This is a genomic window from Acidobacteriota bacterium, assembly GCA_020349885.1.
GTDB lineage: Bacteria > Acidobacteriota.
In genome coordinates, this window is the sequence record CP070701.1 from 1849187 (window position 1) to 1869735 (window position 20549).

At 59.5% G+C, this 20549-nt stretch carries 19 protein-coding genes; 8 read left to right on the forward strand and 11 right to left on the reverse strand.

The genetic code is table 11. From position 1 onward, the window contains the following. Positions 1–59 precede the first annotated feature (59 nt). Positions 60–1445 (reverse strand): MATE family efflux transporter, encoded by a 1386-nt coding sequence (locus JSV08_07915; protein ID UCF80426.1) that lies wholly within the window; start codon positions 1443–1445, stop codon positions 60–62. Positions 1446–1503: 58 nt separating this feature from the next. Then, positions 1504–2682 (reverse strand): acetyl-CoA C-acetyltransferase, encoded by a 1179-nt coding sequence (locus JSV08_07920; protein ID UCF80427.1) that lies wholly within the window; start codon positions 2680–2682, stop codon positions 1504–1506. A gap of 753 nt (positions 2683–3435) precedes the next feature. Between JSV08_07920 and JSV08_07925 the strand changes: the two genes are divergently transcribed. After that, positions 3436–3726 carry an RNA-binding protein gene (locus JSV08_07925; protein ID UCF80428.1) on the forward strand — a complete coding sequence of 97 codons (291 nt, stop codon included), beginning with the start codon at positions 3436–3438 and terminating at the stop codon, positions 3724–3726. Between the two features lie 13 nt (positions 3727–3739). Here the strand turns inward: JSV08_07925 and JSV08_07930 are convergent, their stop codons facing one another. Genes JSV08_07930 through JSV08_07940 form a run of 3 tightly spaced genes read right to left on the reverse strand, consistent with a single transcriptional unit; the run spans position 3740 to position 6429 of the window. Beyond that, complete coding sequence (locus tag JSV08_07930) at positions 3740–5197, reverse strand: hypothetical protein (GenBank protein ID UCF80429.1); 1458 nt, start codon at positions 5195–5197, stop codon at positions 3740–3742. Next, a complete protein-coding gene (locus JSV08_07935; protein ID UCF80430.1) occupies positions 5184–5711 on the reverse strand; it encodes a hypothetical protein in 528 nt (175 codons plus the stop codon). The genes JSV08_07930 and JSV08_07935 overlap by 14 nt, the downstream gene beginning before the upstream one ends. 16 nt (positions 5712–5727) lie before the next feature. Continuing rightward, the gene (locus tag JSV08_07940) at positions 5728–6429 is read right to left on the reverse strand and encodes a hypothetical protein (GenBank protein ID UCF80431.1); all 702 of its coding nucleotides are present in this window, start codon (positions 6427–6429) and stop codon (positions 5728–5730) included. Positions 6430–6628: 199 nt separating this feature from the next. On the opposite strand from JSV08_07940, the gene JSV08_07945 reads away from it, so the two are divergent. Continuing rightward, positions 6629–7246: an outer membrane beta-barrel protein gene (locus JSV08_07945; protein UCF80432.1), complete on the forward strand. Its 618-nt coding sequence runs from the start codon at positions 6629–6631 to the stop codon at positions 7244–7246. A gap of 273 nt (positions 7247–7519) precedes the next feature. Here the strand turns inward: JSV08_07945 and JSV08_07950 are convergent, their stop codons facing one another. Both JSV08_07950 and JSV08_07955 read right to left on the reverse strand, forming a co-directional pair. Next, a complete protein-coding gene (locus JSV08_07950; protein UCF80433.1) occupies positions 7520–8320 on the reverse strand; it encodes a hypothetical protein in 801 nt (266 codons plus the stop codon). A 10-nt stretch (positions 8321–8330) separates the two neighbouring features. Next, positions 8331–8546: a hypothetical protein gene (locus tag JSV08_07955; GenBank protein ID UCF80434.1), complete on the reverse strand. Its 216-nt coding sequence runs from the start codon at positions 8544–8546 to the stop codon at positions 8331–8333. A 19-nt stretch (positions 8547–8565) separates the two neighbouring features. Between JSV08_07955 and JSV08_07960 the strand changes: the two genes are divergently transcribed. Together JSV08_07960 and JSV08_07965 are read left to right on the forward strand one after the other, a co-directional pair. Then, the gene (locus JSV08_07960; GenBank protein UCF80435.1) at positions 8566–8817 is read left to right on the forward strand and encodes a S24 family peptidase; all 252 of its coding nucleotides are present in this window, start codon (positions 8566–8568) and stop codon (positions 8815–8817) included. A gap of 188 nt (positions 8818–9005) precedes the next feature. Next, positions 9006–9431: an EamA family transporter gene (locus JSV08_07965; GenBank protein UCF80436.1), complete on the forward strand. Its 426-nt coding sequence runs from the start codon at positions 9006–9008 to the stop codon at positions 9429–9431. Positions 9432–9484: 53 nt separating this feature from the next. Here the strand turns inward: JSV08_07965 and JSV08_07970 are convergent, their stop codons facing one another. The 3 genes from JSV08_07970 to JSV08_07980 all read right to left on the reverse strand — a co-directional run bounded on the left by JSV08_07970 (position 9485) and on the right by JSV08_07980 (position 13579). Beyond that, entirely contained in the window at positions 9485–10675 is a 1191-nt protein-coding gene (locus JSV08_07970) for a saccharopine dehydrogenase NADP-binding domain-containing protein (GenBank protein ID UCF80437.1), read from the reverse strand. 195 nt (positions 10676–10870) lie between these two features. Then, positions 10871–12061: a saccharopine dehydrogenase NADP-binding domain-containing protein gene (locus tag JSV08_07975; protein UCF80438.1), complete on the reverse strand. Its 1191-nt coding sequence runs from the start codon at positions 12059–12061 to the stop codon at positions 10871–10873. 36 nt (positions 12062–12097) lie between these two features. Beyond that, a complete protein-coding gene (locus JSV08_07980) occupies positions 12098–13579 on the reverse strand; it encodes an aldehyde dehydrogenase (protein UCF80439.1) in 1482 nt (493 codons plus the stop codon). Between the two features lie 216 nt (positions 13580–13795). On the opposite strand from JSV08_07980, the gene efp reads away from it, so the two are divergent. From efp to JSV08_08000, 4 genes are read left to right on the forward strand one after another with little or no spacing between them, the layout of a single operon-like run. Then, positions 13796–14368 carry an elongation factor P gene (gene efp, locus JSV08_07985; GenBank protein ID UCF80440.1) on the forward strand — a complete coding sequence of 191 codons (573 nt, stop codon included), beginning with the start codon at positions 13796–13798 and terminating at the stop codon, positions 14366–14368. Between the two features lie 18 nt (positions 14369–14386). Next, the gene (accB, locus tag JSV08_07990) at positions 14387–14836 is read left to right on the forward strand and encodes an acetyl-CoA carboxylase biotin carboxyl carrier protein (GenBank protein ID UCF80441.1); all 450 of its coding nucleotides are present in this window, start codon (positions 14387–14389) and stop codon (positions 14834–14836) included. A 21-nt stretch (positions 14837–14857) separates the two neighbouring features. Next, the gene (gene accC, locus JSV08_07995) at positions 14858–16249 is read left to right on the forward strand and encodes an acetyl-CoA carboxylase biotin carboxylase subunit (protein UCF80442.1); all 1392 of its coding nucleotides are present in this window, start codon (positions 14858–14860) and stop codon (positions 16247–16249) included. Positions 16250–16300: 51 nt separating this feature from the next. Continuing rightward, entirely contained in the window at positions 16301–17713 is a 1413-nt protein-coding gene (locus JSV08_08000) for a serine/threonine protein kinase (GenBank protein ID UCF80443.1), read from the forward strand. A 22-nt stretch (positions 17714–17735) separates the two neighbouring features. Here JSV08_08000 and fusA read toward each other — a convergent pair whose 3' ends face one another. Continuing rightward, positions 17736–19823, reverse strand: coding sequence for an elongation factor G (gene fusA, locus JSV08_08005; protein ID UCF80444.1), 2088 nt, complete (start codon positions 19821–19823; stop codon positions 17736–17738). Positions 19824–20549: the final 726 nt, after the last annotated feature.

Here is a 20549-nt window from a genome sequence, read left to right on the forward strand (position 1 = left end):
GGCGCCCGGCTGCGGTTAAAGCTGAAAGCGAAAATGAGGCCGCCGAGACACCAAGCGTTTTAGACCTTGCGCTCCTTCCACTTTCCGCGACAGAACCAGAACGGCATCAGGATTCCGCCCAGGACCATGCTCGAGGCGACGGCGCACCAGACGCCGGTCGCCGAGTGGAAAACATAAAACGACAGGAAGTAGGCTATGGGGAATCTCGCAAAATTTATGGGAATGCTGATAAGCATGGGGGGGATCGTGTTGCCCGCCCCGACGAACGCCCCTTCGAGGACGATGTCGACCCCCTCAAATACCTGCGCGAACGCCACTATGCGCAGGTAGGTGACACCGGCCCGGATGATGTCGGGATCGTCAGTGAAGACGCGCATGAGGAACTCGGGAAACACAAAGAAGATCGATCCAACGAAGGTGGATATATAGACCGCATAGCGCACGCTTTGCCACGCGCAGGCCTCGGCGCGTCCGGGCTTGCGGGCGCCAAGGCCCTGCCCCACGAGCGCCGCGGACGCCTCGGCGAAAGCCACGTGCGTGAAGTAGGTGGTCGACTCGAGCTTGTGCACCACCCCAAGCGCCGCCATGGGAGCGACACCGAAATGCGCCGTGATGCGCGTAAGGAACACGTAGACAAGGCAGAAGAAAACGCCCGCCGCGGAAAGCGGAGCGCCGATTTGAATAATCCGCTTGTAGAGTCCCAAGTCGGGAACAAGCCCCGCAAGGATGCGGCGCGCCATGCGTTCACGCATGAACACGGGAAGACGCGAGAACGCGATGAGGCACCCGATGCCGTGTGCGAGGACGGATGCAAGCGCCGCTCCTCCAACGCCCAGGGCCGGAAGTCCAAGCCAGCCAAATATGAGCACGGGGTCGAGCGCCGCGTTGAGAGCGAGCGAGAAAATAAGAATGCACATGGGCGTCTTCGCGTCGCCCGAGCCCTTGAAGATGGCCCCGAGCACGAAAAACAAAAACAGCGCCGGCAACCCGTACAAAATGATTGTCAGATAGGAAAGGCCGAGCGCCATGACCTCAGGCGGTGTCTTCATGAATCGGAAAATTGCGCCTCGCGCGGAAAGGAACGCCGCCGCGACGATCAGCGATGTGACAAGCGAAAATCCGACACCCTGCCATGCCTGATAGGAAGCGCGCGGCCAGTCGCGCTCTCCCACGCGCCGCGCCACAAGGGACATGACCCCCATGTCGGCCAGCTCCCCAAGCGAAAGGAGCGTCCAAAAGATGAAACCCGCGACGCTCACCGCCGCGATGGCCTCGCCCCCGAGCCGTCCCACCCAGAATATGTCCACGATGTTAAAGGCCGCTTTGCACAAAAGGCCGCTCATCGTGGGAATCGCAAGCGTGAGAACGCTCCGCGGAATGCTTCCCTCGGTAAGCGGCGTCAGAGGGGAAGTTGCGCTTTTTTTCGCCTGGAAAGAATCTCGCATAGGCGAGATTCTATCGATTACGGGCTAGGGGACGCAATTTACGTTATGAACCGGTCCTTTAGGTTTCCACCACCATTGCAATTCCTTGGCCGCCGCCGATGCAGGCCGCGGCAACGCCGAAACCTCCCCCGCGGCGACGAAGTTCTTTCAAAAGCGTATAGACGAGCCGCGTCCCTGTCATGCCGAGCGGATGCCCCAGCGCAATGGCGCCACCGTTTACGTTCACTCGCGAGCGATCAAGGCCGAGCTCGCGCTCGACGGCAATGTACTGCGCGGCAAAGGCTTCGTTGATTTCAAAAAGCTTGATGTCGGAGAGTCTCAAGCTCGCGCGCTCAAGCGCCTTCCGCACGGAGGGAATGGGCCCCAAGCCCATCACGCGCGGCTCGACACCCGCCGAGGCCCACGAGACGATGCGTCCCAGGGGTTTTGCCCCCTTTGCCTTCATCTCGTCCACTGTGGTGGCGACGACGGCCGCTCCGCCGTCCACGATTCCAAAGGCGTTCCCGACCGTGACGAATCCGTCTTCCGAAAAATACGGAGGCAAGCCTTGAAGCGCCTCGAGCGTCATCTCGGGGCGCAAATGCGTGTCATGGCTCACAAGCTTTTTCTCCTTGCGCACCTGAACCTCAACGGGAACGATTTCCTCTCGGAACTTTCCTGCCTCCTCAGCGGCCTTCGCGCGCTTCTGACTTTGCAGGGCAAACTCGTCCTGCTCGCGGCGCGAAATCTTTTGCTCGCGCGCCAAGCTCTCGGCCGTCTCGGCCATCATGCAGCCGCAGTATGTGTCCCGCAGCGCGGTCCAGAGCGAATCCTCCATGTGCCCTTCACCAAACGAAAGCCCGCGGCGAAGCCCGCGGATGACGTGTGGTGCCTGGGTCATGTTTTCCGCTCCGCCTGCAAGGATGACCTTGCCTTCACCCAGAAGAATCGCCTTCGCCGCCTGTGCAATGCTCTCGATGCCCGAGCCGCAAAGACGGTTCACCGTAAGCGCCGGCATCCCCACGGGAAGCCCTGCTTTGAGGCCCACGTGCCGCGCGCAGTAGAGGGCGTCGGCCGAGGTTTGAAGAGCGTTTCCCATAAAGACGTGGTCAAACTCCTCGGGCGAGAATCCAGAACGCCGAACTGCTTCCTTTGCGGCTATGGCTCCCAGCTCGATAGCGGACACGTCGGAAAAATCGCCCATGTAGTCCACCATCGCGGTTCGCGCTCCCTCGACGATGACGACTTCTTGAAACATAAAGTGTACGTCCAAAAATTCCTACGGTGGCGAAACGGCTTGTGCGCTTAAAACCATAAGTAAGAATGTATTCCCGCGGAGAATCATAGCACGAAACAGCCTGAAAACGTTATCCAAATGACGGGGCTTATAGAGGCGCGGCACCTACGGTCCTGATTTTTACTCAAAAAAACCTTGATAAATCTTTGTCAGCATGCTGTTTTCCAGATATTCTCTAAATCCCCAAAAGGTCTTGGGTTACGGCCCAGGGCCTTTTTTCACAGCAACGGCGGATGACGTGCTTGCGAGAATATCCGCAGGTGTGGCAGAAGGCGTAAGGGATTACTGCTTTTTTCCGCCATGACACCTTCTGGTCGGTTTATGGCTTGATATCCTTTTCGTGGAAGATCTCTTGGGGTTACATATTTTAAATGGTGCACATACCTATCCTTGACAATCGCATATTTTAAGTGCTATGGTGAAGTCTCCTGCCCCGAGGCAGGCGATGGACCGACCCCTCCGACGGGATGTTCCGACGAGGCGCGGGTAGGACGTAGTGTTCGCTTTCCCGGATTTCCACTGGAACAGCGCGGAGTTGGAACGGTAACGGCTCCAAATTGGCCCCGGTGCATGTGTCGGGGAAGATGCGGGGCTGTGGATGTCGTTTAACCGCGGTTTTTCCGGAAACGCCGGAAATCCAGGGAGACCGGGAGTGAAAAGAAGGGCCCAAAAGCCCTTCGCTGTTAACAACGAAAGAAAAAGAGGAACGAACGAATGAACATTTACGTCGGAAACCTGTCCTTCGACCTGACGGAAGATGCGCTTCGTCAAGAGTTCGAAGCGCATGGCGAAGTCGCTTCGGTGAGTATTATCCGGGATAAATTCTCGGGTCGCTCACGTGGGTTTGGTTTCGTCGAGATGCCCAGTGACGAACAGGCGAAAGCCGCCATCGCCGGGTTAAACGGAAAGACCGTTTTGGGCCGCAATCTTACCGTGAACGAAGCCCGGCCGCGAAAGGAAGGCGGCGGCAAGGACCGGAAGCCTTTCGGCGGCAGGCGCCAATAAGACGACAGACACCTCACCACTTCGTCCATTCAATCCGATAGCGGTTGACGCGGGCGCGCATCTCCTCGCAGCCGGCAAGCGCGTCAGGACCGTCGTCGTGTGTTCCAGGCGCGCCGTAAAACAGAAGCTGCTCCGCCAAAAGCGCATTGTTGCCGACCTCCTTGACGAACCGCCATTCCCCGCGCTCCAGGCTCGGCACAATGCGCGAGACGCGAATCTCTTTCGCCTCACGGTGCACGACGCTCTGCCACGGTACGGCAAAACCCCATCTTAGCTCCGCAGCCCGGACGCTCTCACGCAGAAAATCGTGAAGCATGTTTTGCTCCATTCCAATCCGCTCGTGACGAAATTTTTTAAAACCCTCATACACGGCATCCATCGCTGCTTCAGGTGAAGCACGCCGAATCCAGCTGTCAAGCACATAGCGCGTTGCGTCCGGCGCGAACCCCACCGTCACGAACGCTTTGAAGTCCGAGGCTTCGCGCGCCGTCACCGAAGGATCGAGGAAACCGAAGACGCGCAGCGCCTGAAGCGAAGGCACCTCGTCGGGCGCGACCCATTTGATCCATTCCTCCTTCACGAGTGCATCCTCGTCGGCGGGGCGATTCATGAACTCCGCCTCGAAGAGCGCGCTCCCCATCACGCGACGCTTCTCGTCAAGCTCCTCGCGTGTGAAGCGCTCGGGCCACGTGGGGGCTCCGCACGCATCAAGCGCATCGAAGCGGAATTTATCAAAGACGTATTCCTCGTCGCTGTTATCGAAGAGTCGTGCCAACGCGCAGCGCCTGGAAAAGAGATTCCCCAGGACGACGCACTTGCCGCGATAGGCGCCGTAGACGTCGGACTGGAGCCAGCGGATGCGCTCATCCACAATGCGCTTATTGCCGACGTTGTCTCGGCGCTCGAGGTCGTCAATCACGACCCAATCGGGGCGGCGCACGTGGAGAAGTCCGCGCCATTGTCCCTTGCGGCCGAGCGCGAGAACACGCACACCGCGGTATGTGTTGAACTCCTTGTCTCCCCAATTAGCTTTCCCAACGTGGTCTCCAAAGTCCTGCCGAATTCGCGGATTCGATTCGAGCTCCATCCGCACGGCGCGCAAAAACTGCAACGCCCGGTCGAGCGTGCCGGACCCGATGACGGCTAAGCGCGTTTTCCCGAGCACGACGCGCCGCACCGTGTCGCCGATGGTGACGAAGGAGCTCTTGCCGTGATCGCGCGAACCCGCGACCAAAAGCAGGGCGCGGCTCTCGCGCTCGATCTCGCCCTGGAGCTTCCGGTGAAACGGTGCAAACTCGCAGTCGAAATAGTGCGGCAGATATATGCGTTTGAAATGGAGCGCGTCGGTCCGGGCGCGCGCGATGCATGCAGATCTACCCTTTCTTGGAAGCGGGCTAAGATGTTCAAGCGTCCGCCGGACAGTTTCGAGATGCTGTTTATACTCAACAACAGCAAAATCACGCACGGTCATCGGCTTCCAAGATCACATTTCCGTAGCCCTGAATGGCGTCGATTAACCGCGCGATGAAATCCTCGTCTTGAGCATAGTGCTCTTGGCACCAAAGCGCGAACTTCGATGCAAACATGACGAAGGCGCGGCGTGGTGTGGTAATTGCTTCAAGCTTTTGCACCGTCGCCGCCACTTTTGCCATCTGATCCAATTCCTTTGGGGAGACCGTCTCGCCATTCGCCCGACCGCCGCCAAGCTCTGTGATGATGTTCTGCAAGACCATTTTCGCTTCTGCGGCGGCGCCGGCGGTGCTTTGCACGAACTCCTTGCGCAATTGAAGCCATCCGCCTTCCGCGCACCAGCGTGCGGCCGTGGTGCGCCCGACGGGAATTTTTTCCGCAATCTCCTTCGTCGAGAGCCCTTCCTCGACGAAGAGGCGCTGCGCCTCGGCGTAGAAGGCCGCCTTCCTCCGGGCACGCCCAGATAGATTCCGTTTCGTCGGGACGGGTTTCGGGTTCGTTTCGCAATTTCGCACCGGCGCCTCTCCTTCTCTACAGGCGGAGCGACAGGAACACCGGCGGCACGTCGTCGCGCTCCCGAAGTTCCCGTCGCCGCTCCAGAAGGCCGTAGCAGCGGTTGAACTCCCGCTCGAGCATCGCCTCGTAGCGCGTGATCTTGTCGAGCGTTTCCTTGTCGGGCATGAGCCGCAGTGCGGCGCGCGACTCGACAATGGGCGGAGGCTTCCTTTCCCGCCCGGCGCCCTCCGAGGGAAGCGCCTCGCGGAGGCCGACCTCGTAGCAGCGGAGTTCGCGTTCGACCTCGGCGCGCTCGTAGCGCTGCAGGCGGCGGAGCCGCCAGACCGTAAGCGCCATTTTTTCCACGAGGAGCCGGTTGAACGAATCGCGGGGCTGCAGGGAATCGGCGAGGTGCTCCAGAAGCGCTTGAAACTCGTCCGAGGTCTCCTGCGCAAGAAAATGGCCTATTACCCCCTCGCGGGCGAGCATGCCCTCGACTCTTCGGGGCAGGACGGGGCGCTTGGAAAGGACACCGTGCTTGACGGCGTTCGCCGACGAAACGGCCTTGCCTTCCGCTGTGCGGGGACCGCGAGATTTCTTTCCATTGCGGCGGCTCGCCTCCCGCTGGGCTTCTGTGGTAACGCGGCGAACGAGCGGGGCCGGCATTGGGACCGGCACCTGCGGCTCGGGTTTTCTCTCATCGCCCTTGGAATCGCCGGTGCGCACTTTATTTCTCATAGAAACGTCTCTTCTCGTTTTCGAATTCATCCCTCGAAATATATTGCCGCCCCGGCGATTTGTCACGCACTTTGCCGGATTTGCCTAATCTGCCGTTCTTGCCGCTTTTATAGAAATGGGTCAGGGGCCAGCGAGCGGTTCGCCTTTTTTCTATGCCCCGTTTGCACAATCTCCACCTGCGGCGATATAATGCACATCCATGAATCTAAGATCTGGTTCTTTCGGCGCAACGATGCTCTTGGCACTCGTTCTGGCTGTTCCCACCAAGGCTCAGATGGGAGGCCAGAACACTGACCGCTTTGAACTCTTCGGCGGCTACCTTCGTACAAGTTCGGTGAAAGGCCCCCAGGGAGGAAGCATTACCTCTTTTCCTGGGCAAAATTTCATCGGGTTTGGCCTTCGGGCAGGTTCGAGCTATACCGATCGATGGGCCGTGGAGTTCGGCTTCGCGTATGCTTCGACAACCCAGCTTGAGGTTACCGTCGGGCTCACGACAACACAAACCGATGCGCGTTTTTTGATCGCTGACTTGAGTATCCTTCACCATTTTAATCCCGACTCTCGATTTATCGTCGTGCTTTTCGCCGGCCCAAGCTGGGTACAATCAAGGATAGAACTTTCCGGCACGCAGCAAAAAGACGACCATCCCGCTCTCCATGGCGGCGCCGCCCTCAAGACGTTCACCCTTCCATGGGAAACAGCTTATCTTCGTTTCGACGCACGTTTTCGCTATTTTTCTCGTGCGATGGAATTCGACGATCACAGGCGCGACCTCACCGGTGTTGAAGCTACGTTTGGCCTTGGCGTCGAATTTTAGAAATCGTCTGAGAGCGAAAATTCAAACGCCGGGACGCCGGGGAGCCAAACCACCCACAGCTTCTTGTAATTGCCTGTCGCCGCGCGCAATATTCGACCCCGAAAAATTGTAATAAATAATCTACTGTAGAATTTGGCCGGCGGCCACCGAATCGGGGCGAATCTGAAGCGAAGCACTTGAGGTTTCCGGCTGTGGTTCGTCAACACCACCCTTTCTGGTCTGGCGCCCTTGGGGTTTCTCTGGCCCTACCGGGGCTTGCCAAGAAGATTCAAATTACATTACCTCCCAATTCGTCGCGTCGTACGCCTGGTACGTTACGTTGCTATCCGAAGATAGCGTGGTGGACGTGTCCACGCCGGCGCCGAGGTTGTCGCCGGACGCGGGAAATATCTGGAGGGTCTTCGCGCCGTTGTTGATGACCAGTATCTTCAGCCCTGCGGCGGCGGTGGGCAAAGTCACCGTGTCGTTGTTGTTCGCGCACGTTGCCACCTCGTTGACCTCCGACGTCAAGGTGCCCTGGCCCTGCGTCTGCGTAGTGGAGGCCGTGAGGCCCGCATCAACATCGCGCGTAATCGGCGAACCCATCACAAGGCCAGTGTCACAAACTATGCCGGTAGAGTCGAACTGCGCTCTTATTTGGCCGTCTACGATGGCCATCAACGCCTGCCCCTTCGAGCTGTAAGCGAAGCCCGTGTCGGCATCGGACACCACGATTGACGGCTCGGTAGAACTGCCCGCAGGAAATCGAACATCGTTCGCCGTAATCCTGCAGACTTCCACGCCGTCCACTCCCCAAACGATATGCTTTCCGTTCGACAAAAAGAACATGCCGCTATCGGCATCGGGGCCTACGAGAGCCGGCGTTCCCGCCGCGCCAGCGGGCATAGTTAGCGCCCCGGTCATGGTGTCGCCCGACTCGTTCACGTAGCGGGCATCGGCCACGGGCTGAGTCGTGCCGATGGGCGGAATAAGGCGCGTCTCGCCTAGAGTGGATACGGCGATGCCGATCACGATGCCCCCAGCGAAGACAACCATCCCAACGCTAAACCTCAGAAAAGCGATTGCTCTTTCCATAGTTGGCCTCCTACAGGATGCGCTTGCCGCGCTCGATGACCAGGTCGGCCGTGCCGCTCTCGGTCGCGTGCTTGATCTGCTGCACGGGCTCGTTCGCGATCTCGACGGCGCCGCCGGCGGGAATCTCGATCTTGCCCGTCGTGTAGTTCGTCATGGCCGAGCCGTCGTCGTCGTTCGAGATGGGAGTGATCCGGACCCGGACGGAGCCGTGGTTATGCACCGTCACGAAGTTCCATTCCGACTGCGTGCCGGCGAGGTCCGTGGCTGTGGCCGTCGTCGTGGTTGATACCGCGCAGCGCAATCCTTACGCGCTGCGGGGGAAAATTGTGGCGGCGCGGCTCGACGACTACGTTACCATCAAGCGTCTTATCGAGCAGGACGGGCGCTTTCACATAGTCGCCGACAACCCAATGCCCGAGTTCCGCTCGCTTGAGCTCGATTTTCGCGGAGGCAATCCCGTCCTTGGTTGCGTCATTGGCCTCGCGAAAAAGACGTGAGAAAGGGAAAGCCGCACATCGTCCCCGACAGGCCAAGAAAATAAGCCCAACTTGCACGCCGCCGTAGCGGCTATGCTATCCTCTTTCTCGATGACGCGGTCATTCAGTGTTTTCATGGCAGTAACCCCATATCGAATAGGAAGCCTTAGCGTATGAAAAATGCGCATCTTATGCTCCTTTTTACGACCTTGTCCATCCTCGTATGGGGCGTTGCGGGCATCTTTGGGAAGCTTGCCTTCCATAAGAAAATGCTTCCGTTTTCCGTTTTTCTGGCCCAAGTGATTGTGTATCTGGTTGCCGGTTCTGTTTTAGTGCTTCTTTCGACTCGCATCGAAAGCATCTCACCGTGGCGCTCCCCATGGAACATTTACGGTTGGTTTTCGGGAATGGCGATGATGCTGGGCCTTTTGTTTTTTACCCTAGCGCTTCACAAAGGACAAGCTGTCGTCGTGGTGCCGCTTACGGCGCTCTATTGCGGCGTGTCTCTTGTGCTTGGTTATGTGGTTTTGGGAGAGCGGCCGACGCCCCTGCAATGGCTCGGCATCGCCTTGGCGCTTGTAAGCGTGGCGCTGATTCTCTCGGGTCCTCTCACAAGCACCGCCCAAGCAAAGTAGGCGTCAGGATCGGCCGGCGCGAAGCCGCACTACAAGAATAGAACGCTCCTATACTACGTAGGAAAAGCCCAGCCCCGCTTCCGCGTTGCCGTAAACCGCACCCCCCGTTTCCTCAAATACTTGAAGAAAATATCCGGAGGCACCGCGAGCTCTGGAACCACCACGCCTTTTGCCGAGATCTCGCCGTTTGCGAGCATTTGCGCGGCAATGGAGAGGGGCGAGCCGACGCTGATTTCCAGGCCGATTCCCCAGGCAGGCTTTCCGGACGTGTGACTGTCCATGAGCCACGTTACCCTTTTTCCGTCTTCCGTGCCTTTCACGATGACGCGCGTGATTTTATGTTGCTTGCGCTTGCCGATGGGCCGAGGAGCCGGCTGGGACATGACCACGTGGTCCAGCACGTCAATCGGTCGAACCTTTACGCCTCCCGCCTGGATGGGAACGTGTGAGCCCATGCCCACATCGCGTAGGAACCGCACCCGGTCGATGAACTCGGGATTGAACGCAATTTTGAAGCTCACTTCTCTCACGCCTTTTCGCTTAAAGGAAAGAGGGAGCGTTGCGACTTCCGAGTGGATGGTGTACATGGGACGGCACAGGCCGACGGGAGCGGGGAAGCGATACGGCTCATAGCCGGACATGGGCTCTATGAACTTGAACTTGCCTCTGGTAAAGACAGCGGGCTCGTAGGCGAATTCTTCCATGATGGTTTTCATGGAGTAGGCTGACTTAAGGGGAGGTTTAAACCGATAGCGCGTTTGGTCGACGAGGCCTACGCGCACGTGGATTTCGCGCACCTTATCGAGACGGTCCGCTGCGTCGCGGGCAAGAAGATTGGTGATCCCGGGAGCATTCCCCATGCATAGGAGCGCCGTGCGCCCGGCGGCCTTGAAGCGGCGGTTGAGCTTAAGCTGCTTGCGCGCCACGTGAAACAACCCGCCCAGGTCAATGTAGTGCGCCCGTGCCGCAAGCGCCGCGTCCATGACAGAAAGATTGAATTCGTAAGGGACGCTGTTGATGACGGCGAAGGCGCCCCGCAGGGCCCTGGTGGTTGATGCTTTGTCCCGGACATTGACGGGGGCGGCCCTGACGCGCGGCGAGCGGAGCGAAGCGGCCAGCGCTTTTGCCTTGGCGTAATCGTAATCCGCAATGACGATTTTGTCCGCGGGCGGGCAGGTCTCCGCCATGTCCTTGACGATGACGCTGCCGATGGCGCCTGCGCCGCCGAGCACCACGTACTTCATAGGCTGTTGTTCATCCTATGCATGATTTTGCCGCGGACAAAACAGACAAACACGCATCCTTCGCCGCTTGAAACACGCACCGTACCGCTGCCGCGAGAGACTCCAGCCATTTTCCCAGCGCTTCCCCCGGCCGCCCAGCACCTGCTTGAGCAAAGCCGAAGGGAGGGGAAAAACAACGGCTTCTTCAAAGATGCTTCAGACCGAAAAATCCCAGCCTTTTTTCTTGCTCGCCACGACCCGCATCCTTCGCTTCTTGAGGTGCTTGTAAAAAGGCTTCGGGGGCACGGCACGTTCCGGAGGAAAGACGCCCTTCACCGTAATCTCTCCGTTCGCAATCATCTGTGCGGCGATGGCGGGAGGCGAGCCGGTAGAAATATCCACGCCGATACCCCAGGACGGCATGCCGGTCGCGTGGCAATCCATGACCCAGGTCACTTTCTTCCCTCGCTCCGTGCCTTTTACGATGGCCCGCTCGACGTCATACTCCTTGGGCTTGCTGATGGCCTTGGGCGAAGGCTGGGACATGATCACACGGTCCGTCACGTCGATCGGTGGAACCGCAACGCCGCCGGCCTGGATGGGAGTTTCGGAGCCGAGGCCCAAGTCGCGCAAAAACCGCACCCGGTCGAGAAACTCCTGGTCGAACGCGATCTTGAAGCTTACCTCTTTCACGCCCTTGTGTTTGAAGGAAAGAGGAAGCGTTGCAGTCTCCGAGTGGATGGTGAACATGGGGCTTTGCACGCCGACGGGTTTCGGGAAGCGGTGGGGCTTCAGGCCGGACATGGGTTCAATAAACTTGAACTTGCCCTTGGTAAAGATGGGCGTCTTGTAAGAGAACTCTTCCATGATCGTCCTGAAGGAGTAGGAGATCGGCAGAACCTGTTCGAAGTCGTAGCGCGTATGGTCCTCAGAGCCTGAGCGAATGTGGATTTCACGCACCCTGTCGAGACGGTCCGCGGCGTCGCGGGCAAGGATGTTGGTGATCCCGGGAGCGGCTCCCATGCACAAGACGGCCGTGAGCCCTTTGTCCTTGAACCGCTTGTTGAGCTTGAGCTGCTTGCGCGTGTAGTGGAAGAGCCCTCCCAAGTCGACGTAGTGGACGCGGGCCGCAAGCGCCGCCTCCATGACGCCGAGGTTGTAGTGGTGAGTGACGCTGTTGATGACGACAGCGGCGCCTCGCAGGGCCTTGACGGTTGACGCCTTGTTCGTCACGTCAACGCCCACGGCCTTGACGCGCCGGGTCCGGTACGAATTCGCGAGCGCCTTCGCTTTGGCGCGATCGTAGTCTGCAATGATGACTTCGTCAGAGAGCGGGCAGGTCTCGGCCAGGTCTTTGACGACGATGCTTCCCATCGCTCCCGCGCCGCCGAGCACGACGTACTTCATAAGCTACCTCCGATTCGTTTACGTTTGGTTGATTTCCTACTCGTCTTCCCTTTCCCTATAGGGAAACCAGAATGGCTTGCTCTCCATCACGTAATCAATGTGGACGTGTTTGGGCTCGCGGAAGGCATCGAGACCCTCGATGCCCAGCTCGCGGCCGATTCCGCTCGCGCGCATCCCGCCGAAGGCACCGGCGTCGTTATCCGTAAGCGGGTCGTTGACCCAGAAACTTCCGGCCTTGATGTTTTCCATTGCCTTCATCATATACTCGAGGTTGTTCGTGAAGATGGTCGCGCCGAGGCCGTACTCGGAATCATTCGCCTTGCGGATGGCGTCGTCGGCGTCCTTCGCCACGATCACGGCAATCACGGGGCCGAAGATTTCTTCCGTGGTGGCCGCGCTCCCCTGGGGAACATCCACAAGGATAGCCGGCTCATAAAAGAAGCCCTTGAGACCGTCGGGTTGAACGCGCTTGCCCCCATGCACGAGCTTGGCTCCGTCTTTGACGGCCCGCGCGACCTGTTGTTCTATATCTTCCAACGCTTCCGCGGAGACCAGTGGGCCGATGTCGGTATCCGGCTTCATAGGGTCACCCACCCGCAGGCTCTTCACGTGCTTGATCATACGGTCGGTGAATTCCTTTGCAATCTTCTCGACAACATAGATGCGTTTCGAGGACGTGCAGACCTGACCCGCGTTCAAAAGCCTTGCATAGGTAGCACCGCGAACGGCGATGTCGATGTCCGCGTCCTCGAATACGATCAGCGGGTCAATGCCGCCCAGCTCCAGGTTGACCTCCTTCAACTGAGTGCCCGCCTCCGAAGCGATGCGCCGTCCGGCCTCGGTGGAACCGGTGAAGGCGATCAAATTCACGTCCGGGTGCCGGATAAGCTGTCCCCCGACCGTTCCCCCCGTTCCCGTGATGACGTTCATGACACCGGGAGGCAGGTCCTCGTAGGCTCGCGCCATTATAAGATTACTCGTAGGGTTGAGGTACGAGGGTTTGCAAACAACCGTGTTTCCCGCCGCGAGGGCCGGCGCCACCTTCCATGCCATGAGAAGAAGAGGAAAATTAAACGGCACGATGGCGGCGACCACCCCGTAAGGCTCTTTGATGGTAAAGTTGACTTGGTGCCGGGACACGGGAGGAAAGGTATGGCCCCGTTCGGAGCGGCCCACTTCGGCGTAGTAGTCGAAGCATCCAGCCACATTTTCGATGCTCTCGACCGATTCGCAGAGCGGCTTTCCCGTCTCTTTGGTAATCGAGGTGGCAAGCTCCTCTTCCATGTCCCGGATGCGGCTGGCTACTTCATGCAGTTGTTGCGCCTTTTCCAGGCCGGGCGTCTTGTTCCAATCGATCTGAGCTTTCTTGGCCGCCGCGACCGCAGCGTTGACATCGGCCTCGTTACAGGCGGGAACGCGTCCCACAATCTCCAAGGTGGCGGGATTCTGAACGTCAATAATTTTCTTCGAAGATGAAGAAACCCACTCGCCGTTAATTAAGATGCGGCTTACTTCCATAGCTGCCTCCATTCGTTTGTCGTTTTTTCTTGGCAAAAGCGTAGAGGTGGAGTTTAGCAGAAAAAACTCTTTTGAGTCAAGACACAACATCTGATCTTTATGCCCCTCCTGATAGAAACCGGGATGGCTTTCGGCTGCCCGGCTCCCCTGCGCGCTTTTGGCCTTCCCGAAAAAACGTGGTATCATAGCGGGTTGGGGGGGAGCGGAAAATCATCTATGGACGTAATCTCGGGTAACGACATACGCGTCGGAGTGAAGGTCGTGCTAGATGGGGCGCCTTTCGAGGTGCTCTCCTCCCAGCACGTCAAGATCGCCAACCGACGGGCGGTCATTCAGACCAAGGTCCGAAACCTTCTTACGCAGCGGGTACTCGACAGGACCTTTCATTCCGGCGACAAGCTCGAGGTGGCCGACATCATGACGCGCAAGATGCAGTTTCTTTACCGCAAGGGCGACGAGTTCGTGTTCATGGACGCGCAGACGTATGAGCAGACTTCGTTTGACGGCGAGCAGTTGGGCAGCGCGGTGGACTTTCTCAAGGAAAACACGGAGGTCGACGCCCTCTACTACGAAGGGCGTCCCGTGAGCGTGGCGCTTCCGTTGTTCATGGAGCTCGAGGTGACGCGCACCGAGCCGGGGGTACGCGGCGACACCGCGACAAACGTCACGAAGGCCGCGACGCTCGAGACGGGCGCGACCGTAAAGATTCCCCTCTTCATCAACCAAGGCGACGTTATCAAGATCGACACCCGGACGGGCGAGTATCTTGAACGCGTCGGAATCGCCTGACCGCAGACAAGAGAGCCGATGGACGCCAAGGAAATCCAAGAGCTTGTTTCGTGGCTCATCGAGCGTGACATTTCCGACTTCGAAATGAACAAAAACGGGATGCACCTCAGGGTGCGCCGGCGCGGCGCGGGTGAGCCTCCCGAGGTCATTTCCGGCCCGAGCGAAGAAGCCCCTGCGCCGCCTTCCACGTCCGCCCCCAAACCGCCGGCGGGGGCCGAGGATGCAAACCTCGCCAAAGTGACCTCCCCCCTCGTGGGAACCTTCTACCGCCGTCCCAATCCCAAGGCGGAGGCCTTCGTCGAGGTGGGAAGCCGCGTCGAAAAAGGGCAGACGCTTTGCGTCGTGGAGGCCATGAAGGTGATGAACGAAATCTCCGCGTCCCACGCCGGCGAGGTGACGGCCATCCACGTCAAGGACGGCGAGCCAGTCGAGTTTGGAGAAGTGCTCTTCAGCATCAAGACGGCGTAGCCCATAGCCCGAGCCGATTCCATGTTCAAGAAAATCCTAGTGGCCAATCGCGGCGAAATCGCGCTGCGAGTCCTCTGGGCCTGCAAGGAGCTCGGCATCCGGACGGTCGCCGTTCGCTCCGAGGCCGACCGCGACTCCCTGCACTCGAGCTTCGCGGACGAGAACATCTGCATCGGGCCGGCCCCGAGCGCGTCGAGCTATCTTAACATCACGTCCATCCTGTCGGCCGCCGAAGTTTCGGGGGCCGAGGCGATACACCCCGGCTACGGCTTCCTGTCCGAGAACGCCCGCTTCGCAGAAATTTGCTCCGACTGCGGCGTAAAATTCATCGGCCCGACGCCCGAGCTCATACGCCTGATGGGCGACAAGGCCGCGGCGCGTGAGCAGGTTAAAAAGCTGGGTATCCCCGTCATTCCGGGAAGCGACGGCCCCGTTAAAACCCACAAGAAGGCGCGCAGCCTCGCGAGCAACCTGGGTTACCCCGTGATTTTGAAGGCCGTAGCCGGAGGCGGCGGCCGGGGCATGCGCGTCGTGCGCGAGGCCGCGGAAATGGAAAACGCCTTCAGCGTGGCCGCTTCGGAGGCGAAGGCGGCCTTCGACGACGGGCGCATCTACCTGGAAAAGTATTTCGATGCGCCGCGCCACATCGAGGTGCAGATACTTTCCGATTCCCACGGTACTGTGGTTCAGCTCGGTGAGCGCGAGTGCTCGATTCAGAGAAAACACCAGAAGCTCGTCGAGGAGGCGCCTTCGCCCGCGGTGGACGACCGGCTTCGCGAGGAGCTCGGCGAGCGCGCCATTGCGATCGCGCGCGCAGTGGGCTACGAAAACGCCGGCACGGTCGAGTTCCTCCTCGATGAGGATGGCTCGTTCTACTTCATGGAGATGAACACGCGCATCCAGGTGGAGCATCCCGTGACGGAGTTCATTACGGGCATGGACCTTATCAAAGAGCAAATCCGCATCGCGGCGGGCGAGCCGATGTCTCCTTTTCCCCAGCCGTTCTCGCCGTACGGCCATGCGATCGAGTGCCGCATCAACGCCGAGCACCCGGAAACCTTCACGCCCTCGCCCGGTACTATCAGCGTCTTTCATCCGCCGGGTGGCCCGGGCGTGCGCGTGGACACCGCCGCTTACGCCTCGTGTGTCGTTTCGTCCTACTACGATTCGATGATTGCCAAGCTCATCACCCACGGCCGCGACCGCGAGGAGGCGGTCCAGCGGATGCGCCGCTCGCTCGAGGTCTTCGTCATCGAGGGCATCGAGACGAACATCCCGCTCCACCAGCGCATTGTGGACGACGCGGAGTTCCAGAAAGGCAACCTCTCAACGTGTTTCCTGGAAAGACAGCTGGCTGGCTTGTCCACCAAGGCTGGGAAAGAACCGGGCGAAGAAACGGCGGCAAGCGCGTAGCGGTTCCCCGCGCCGCGTTGAACCACCTTTTTTTTCTGCTATCCTTTTCCCATGGGCTTTGAGGGAAAGAAGTTCGGGCGTTACAAGGTGATGCGTCTCCTTGGTGAAGGCGCGATGGGCGGCGTTTTCGAGGCACGCGACCCGGTGATCGGGCGCACCGTGGCCCTTAAGGTCATCCGGCCGGAGCTGCTTGCATCGGAGGAGCACCGCGCTCGTTTCTTCCGCGAGGCCCAAGCCGCTGGTAAGCTTTCGCATCCGCACATCGTCACCCTCTACGACATGGGAAAGGACACCGCAACGGGTGCGAACTTCCTTTCGATGGAGCACCTCCCCGGCGGGAGCCTGCGGGACAGGATGAAGAAAGGAAAGCCCATGCCCGCCGAGGAGGCCGCCTCCTATGCCGCATCGCTTCTCGAGGCGTTGGAGCACGCCCACGAGCATGGGATCGTCCACCGCGACGTGAAGCCCGAAAATCTGCTCTTTTCCTCGAAGGGGACGCTCAAGCTTGCCGACTTCGGTATCGCGCGCCCCGAGGCGTCGCACCTTACGCAGACGGGAGAAATCCTCGGCACGCCCTACTACATGGCGCCGGAGCAGATTCTCGGAAAGCCCACGGACGGCCGCGCCGACCTGTTTGCCGCGGGGGTCATTCTGTACGAGATGCTTTCGGGCCGGAAGCCTTTCGAGGGAGAAAACATTCCCTCCATCGCGCACGCGATCTGCTACGACGAGCCCCCGCCGCTTCATGCGACCGCACCGGATGTTCCGGAAGCGCTGTCCAGCACTGTGACGCGCCTTCTGGAAAAGAATCCCAAGAAGCGGTTTGCAAAGGCTTCCAAGGCCCGCCAAGCCCTCCTGGCAAGCCCGTCTTCCAAGAAACCTTCCCGGAAACCATCGAAGCGTAAAGCCCAAGCAGGTGTCGTGAAGCGCCGCCTCCTGCGCATGCTTCCATGGGGGGCCGCCTTGCTCGCGGGGCTTGCCCTTTTCGGCGCTGCCGGCTACCTCACGTGGAAGGGAGCACAGAAGGTTGTCCAAGCCGTTTCCTCGACCGACGAAGGAATGGCGTCCCGGGCCGAAGAAGCGCCGCCGGCGAAGAAGCCTCTCGCGGAGAAAAAGAAGTCCGCGGCGGACGGATGGTTTTCCCTGGGCGTGGGCAAAAGCGAGACCGTGCGCTTCGAGCTCGTGCATTACTTGAGCGATGGAGAGCTGGCGCTGTATATCGACGGTGATCTCGTCTTCCGCAAGTCCTTCGAGGGCTCCAAGAAATTCGGCGTTCCGCAGCGCTCCGTGGTGGCCGAAGATTTCAAAGTCAAGCCCGGAAAACACAGCATCCGCGTACGCATCGAGGGCGGGAAAAGATACAGCGAAACCACGATGGAAACGGAGGTTCGAAAGAACGAGACGCGAACGCTTCGCGCGTATCTCTCGCGCCTGAAATTCGAACTCACCCTCTACTGGGAATAGCGGACGGCCGCGCCGGACCCTGCTACTCTTCCTCCTCCTTCTTCTTCTCGCCCTTTTTCGCCTGCTCGATAATCTTCTCGGCGACGTTCCCCGGCACTTCCTCGTAGTGTGAGAACTCCATGCTGAAAAGGCCGCGGTCGCCCGTGATACTCTTCAGGGCCCCGGCGTAGTTGAGTATCTCGTTCATGGGCACCTGAGCACGGATGCTCTGACTCGTCCCGCGGGAGTCCATCCCCTGCACGCGCCCGCGGCGGCCGTTCAAATCTCCCATGACGTCGCCCACCGATTCCTCGGGCACCGTAATCTCGATGTTCATGATGGGCTCAAGGAGCACTGCGCTCGCCTTTTCCATCGCCGCTTTCCATGCCTTCGCACCGGCGATTTTAAAGGCTATCTCCGAGGAATCGACCTCGTGGAACTGCCCGTCGAACAGGACCACGCGGAAGTCCTTCACGGGATAGCCCGCGAGGAAGCCTTTCCGAGCGGCCTCCTCGACGCCCTTCTGGACGGCGGGGCGGAAATTCTGGGGGATGGAGCCCCCGAAAATCTTGTCCTCGAACTCGAAGCCCGTGCCGCGCGGCAGGGGCTCGAGCCGAATCTCGCACTGGGCGAACTGGCCGCGCCCGCCGGTCTGCTTCTTGTGGCGGTACTTGGCCTCGCTCTTGCGCTTGATGGTTTCCTGGTAGGGCACTTTCGGCGGGTGGAGAATGATTTCGAGGTTGGCGAGGCGCTTCATCATGGAGATGGCCACCTCGATGTGCTGCTGGCCCGTGCCGGCGAGCAGGAGATCGTTCGTCTGGGGATCGCGCTGCACGCGGAGGGTCGGGTCGGCCTCGGCGAGGCGCTTGAGCGTCGTGGAGAGCTTGCCTTCGTCGGCGCGGCTTTTGGGCTCGACGGCAAACGCAAGGATGGGCTCGGGAAAAACCACGGAATCATACGCGACGGGAAAGGCCGGGTCGGCCAAGGTGTCGCCCGTGCCCACCGTCTTCAGCTTGGCGACGGCCGCGATGTCACCCGTCTGCACCTCGGGAATGGCGAAATGCTCCTTGCCCTGCATCAAAAAGAGCGCCCCCAGCCTCTCCCGTTCTTCCTTCAGGGTATTGAGCGCCTGCGCGTCGGCCTGGGCCTTGCCCGAATAGACGCGGAAAAGGTTGATCTTGCCCGCGTACGGGTCGGCAATGGTCTTGAAGACGAACGCCGAGAAGGGGTCGGAGGGCGAAACCTCGGTTTCTTTCCCGTCTCGTTTGGCCCTGACCTTTCCCCTTCCGAGCGGAGAGGGGCTGAGTTGCACGAGGCAGTCCAGAATCTTGGCCGAGCCGATGTTGCGCACCGCGGAGGCGCAGAGGACGGGGAAAATCTGCCGCGCGGCGAACTCCTTCTTGAGCCCGGTCAAAATTTCCTCCTTGCTCAGATCGCCCGTGTCGAGGTATTTTTCCATCAGGGCGTCGTCGAGCTCGGCTATTTTCTCGACGAGCTCCTTGCGCTTTTCCTCGAACACGGCCTTCCCGTCCTCCGGGATGCCGCCGGCCTTGGCCTTGCCCGTCTCGCCCTTGGGGTACTCCAACGCCTTGCCCTCAAGCAGATCGATGTAGCCGCGAAAGGCCTCGCCCTCTCCCAGGGGCTGCACGAGCGGCACGACGTTTTTACCGAATGCCTTTTGAAGGCTCTCGATCGTCATGGAGAAGCCGGCGCGGTCGCGGTCGAGGAGGTTGACGACAAAAAGAACCGGAAGCTCGAACTGCACGGCCCAGTCCCAGAGGCACTCGGTCTGGACTTGCACGCCGTCCACGCCGGAGATTACCATCAGGCAGCTGTCGGCGACGCGCATGGCGGCCCTGGCGTCGGGGATGAAATTCGAATAGCCCGGCGTGTCGAGGATGTTTACTTTCGTGTCCTGCCACTCCCCGTAGGCGACGGCGGACGAGAGCGTGATGCCGCGCTCCTTCTCTTCCTCGCCGTAGTCGGTGACGGTGTTCTTCTGGGTGATTTTCCCAAGGTGCGCCACGGCGCCGGCGCGGTAGAGGAGCGCCGAGACGAGCGACGTTTTTCCCGAATCGCCGTGACCGACGACCGCCACGTTGCGAATACTTTCCGTTTCGTAGATTTTCATGGAGCGGTTCTTTGCCTCATTAGGACTGGAAATTTCGATTCAACTGGATTAATCGTGCGTAAACCCGCCGCCCAGTATACCCGATGCGCGGGAAAGAGGGAAGCCTTCGCCGTCTGAAATCTTGTCTTCCGGCGGAGCGTGGGGAGTTCGTTTTTGAAAACGAACTCGAAGAAATCCTTTGTTCATGCGCGGTTAATGAATTCCCGGGTTCCCGGGTTCGTTTTGGAGAACGAACCTGAAGAAATCCTTTATTTTTGCGCACTTGCTTGGGTTCGTTTTGTAAATTGATAAGGGGGGGGTGTCCCCCCTGGGGTTTCTCTCCACGGTTCCGGTGCTTGTAGGGCGCGGTCTGTGACCACGCAGAGGCGGGGACACAGTCCCAGCCCTACAGAGGGCTCCGGCGCATTCAGCATTTGACATATTGCATTGAACATACTTCCCCATGTATGCCGCCGGAGGGATTTGTCAAGGATTTTGGCCGACTTGTGTGGGGGGGTGCGATATTCTACCCCGAAAAGGTGAGATAAAGTGTGGCCTTTATGCAACAGACAAGGCCGGGGCGCGCGAAATTCTAAAGCGGCGAAAACCTAAAGGGAGAGCAAGAGATCAAGAATATTATAGGGGGCTGGTGGTGACTTCATATTTTGGAAGTGCTGTCTTTATAGCACCAAAACATCCAGCCAATGCATAACATAGTGAAGATAACGTTGGCACACCAGGGCCACC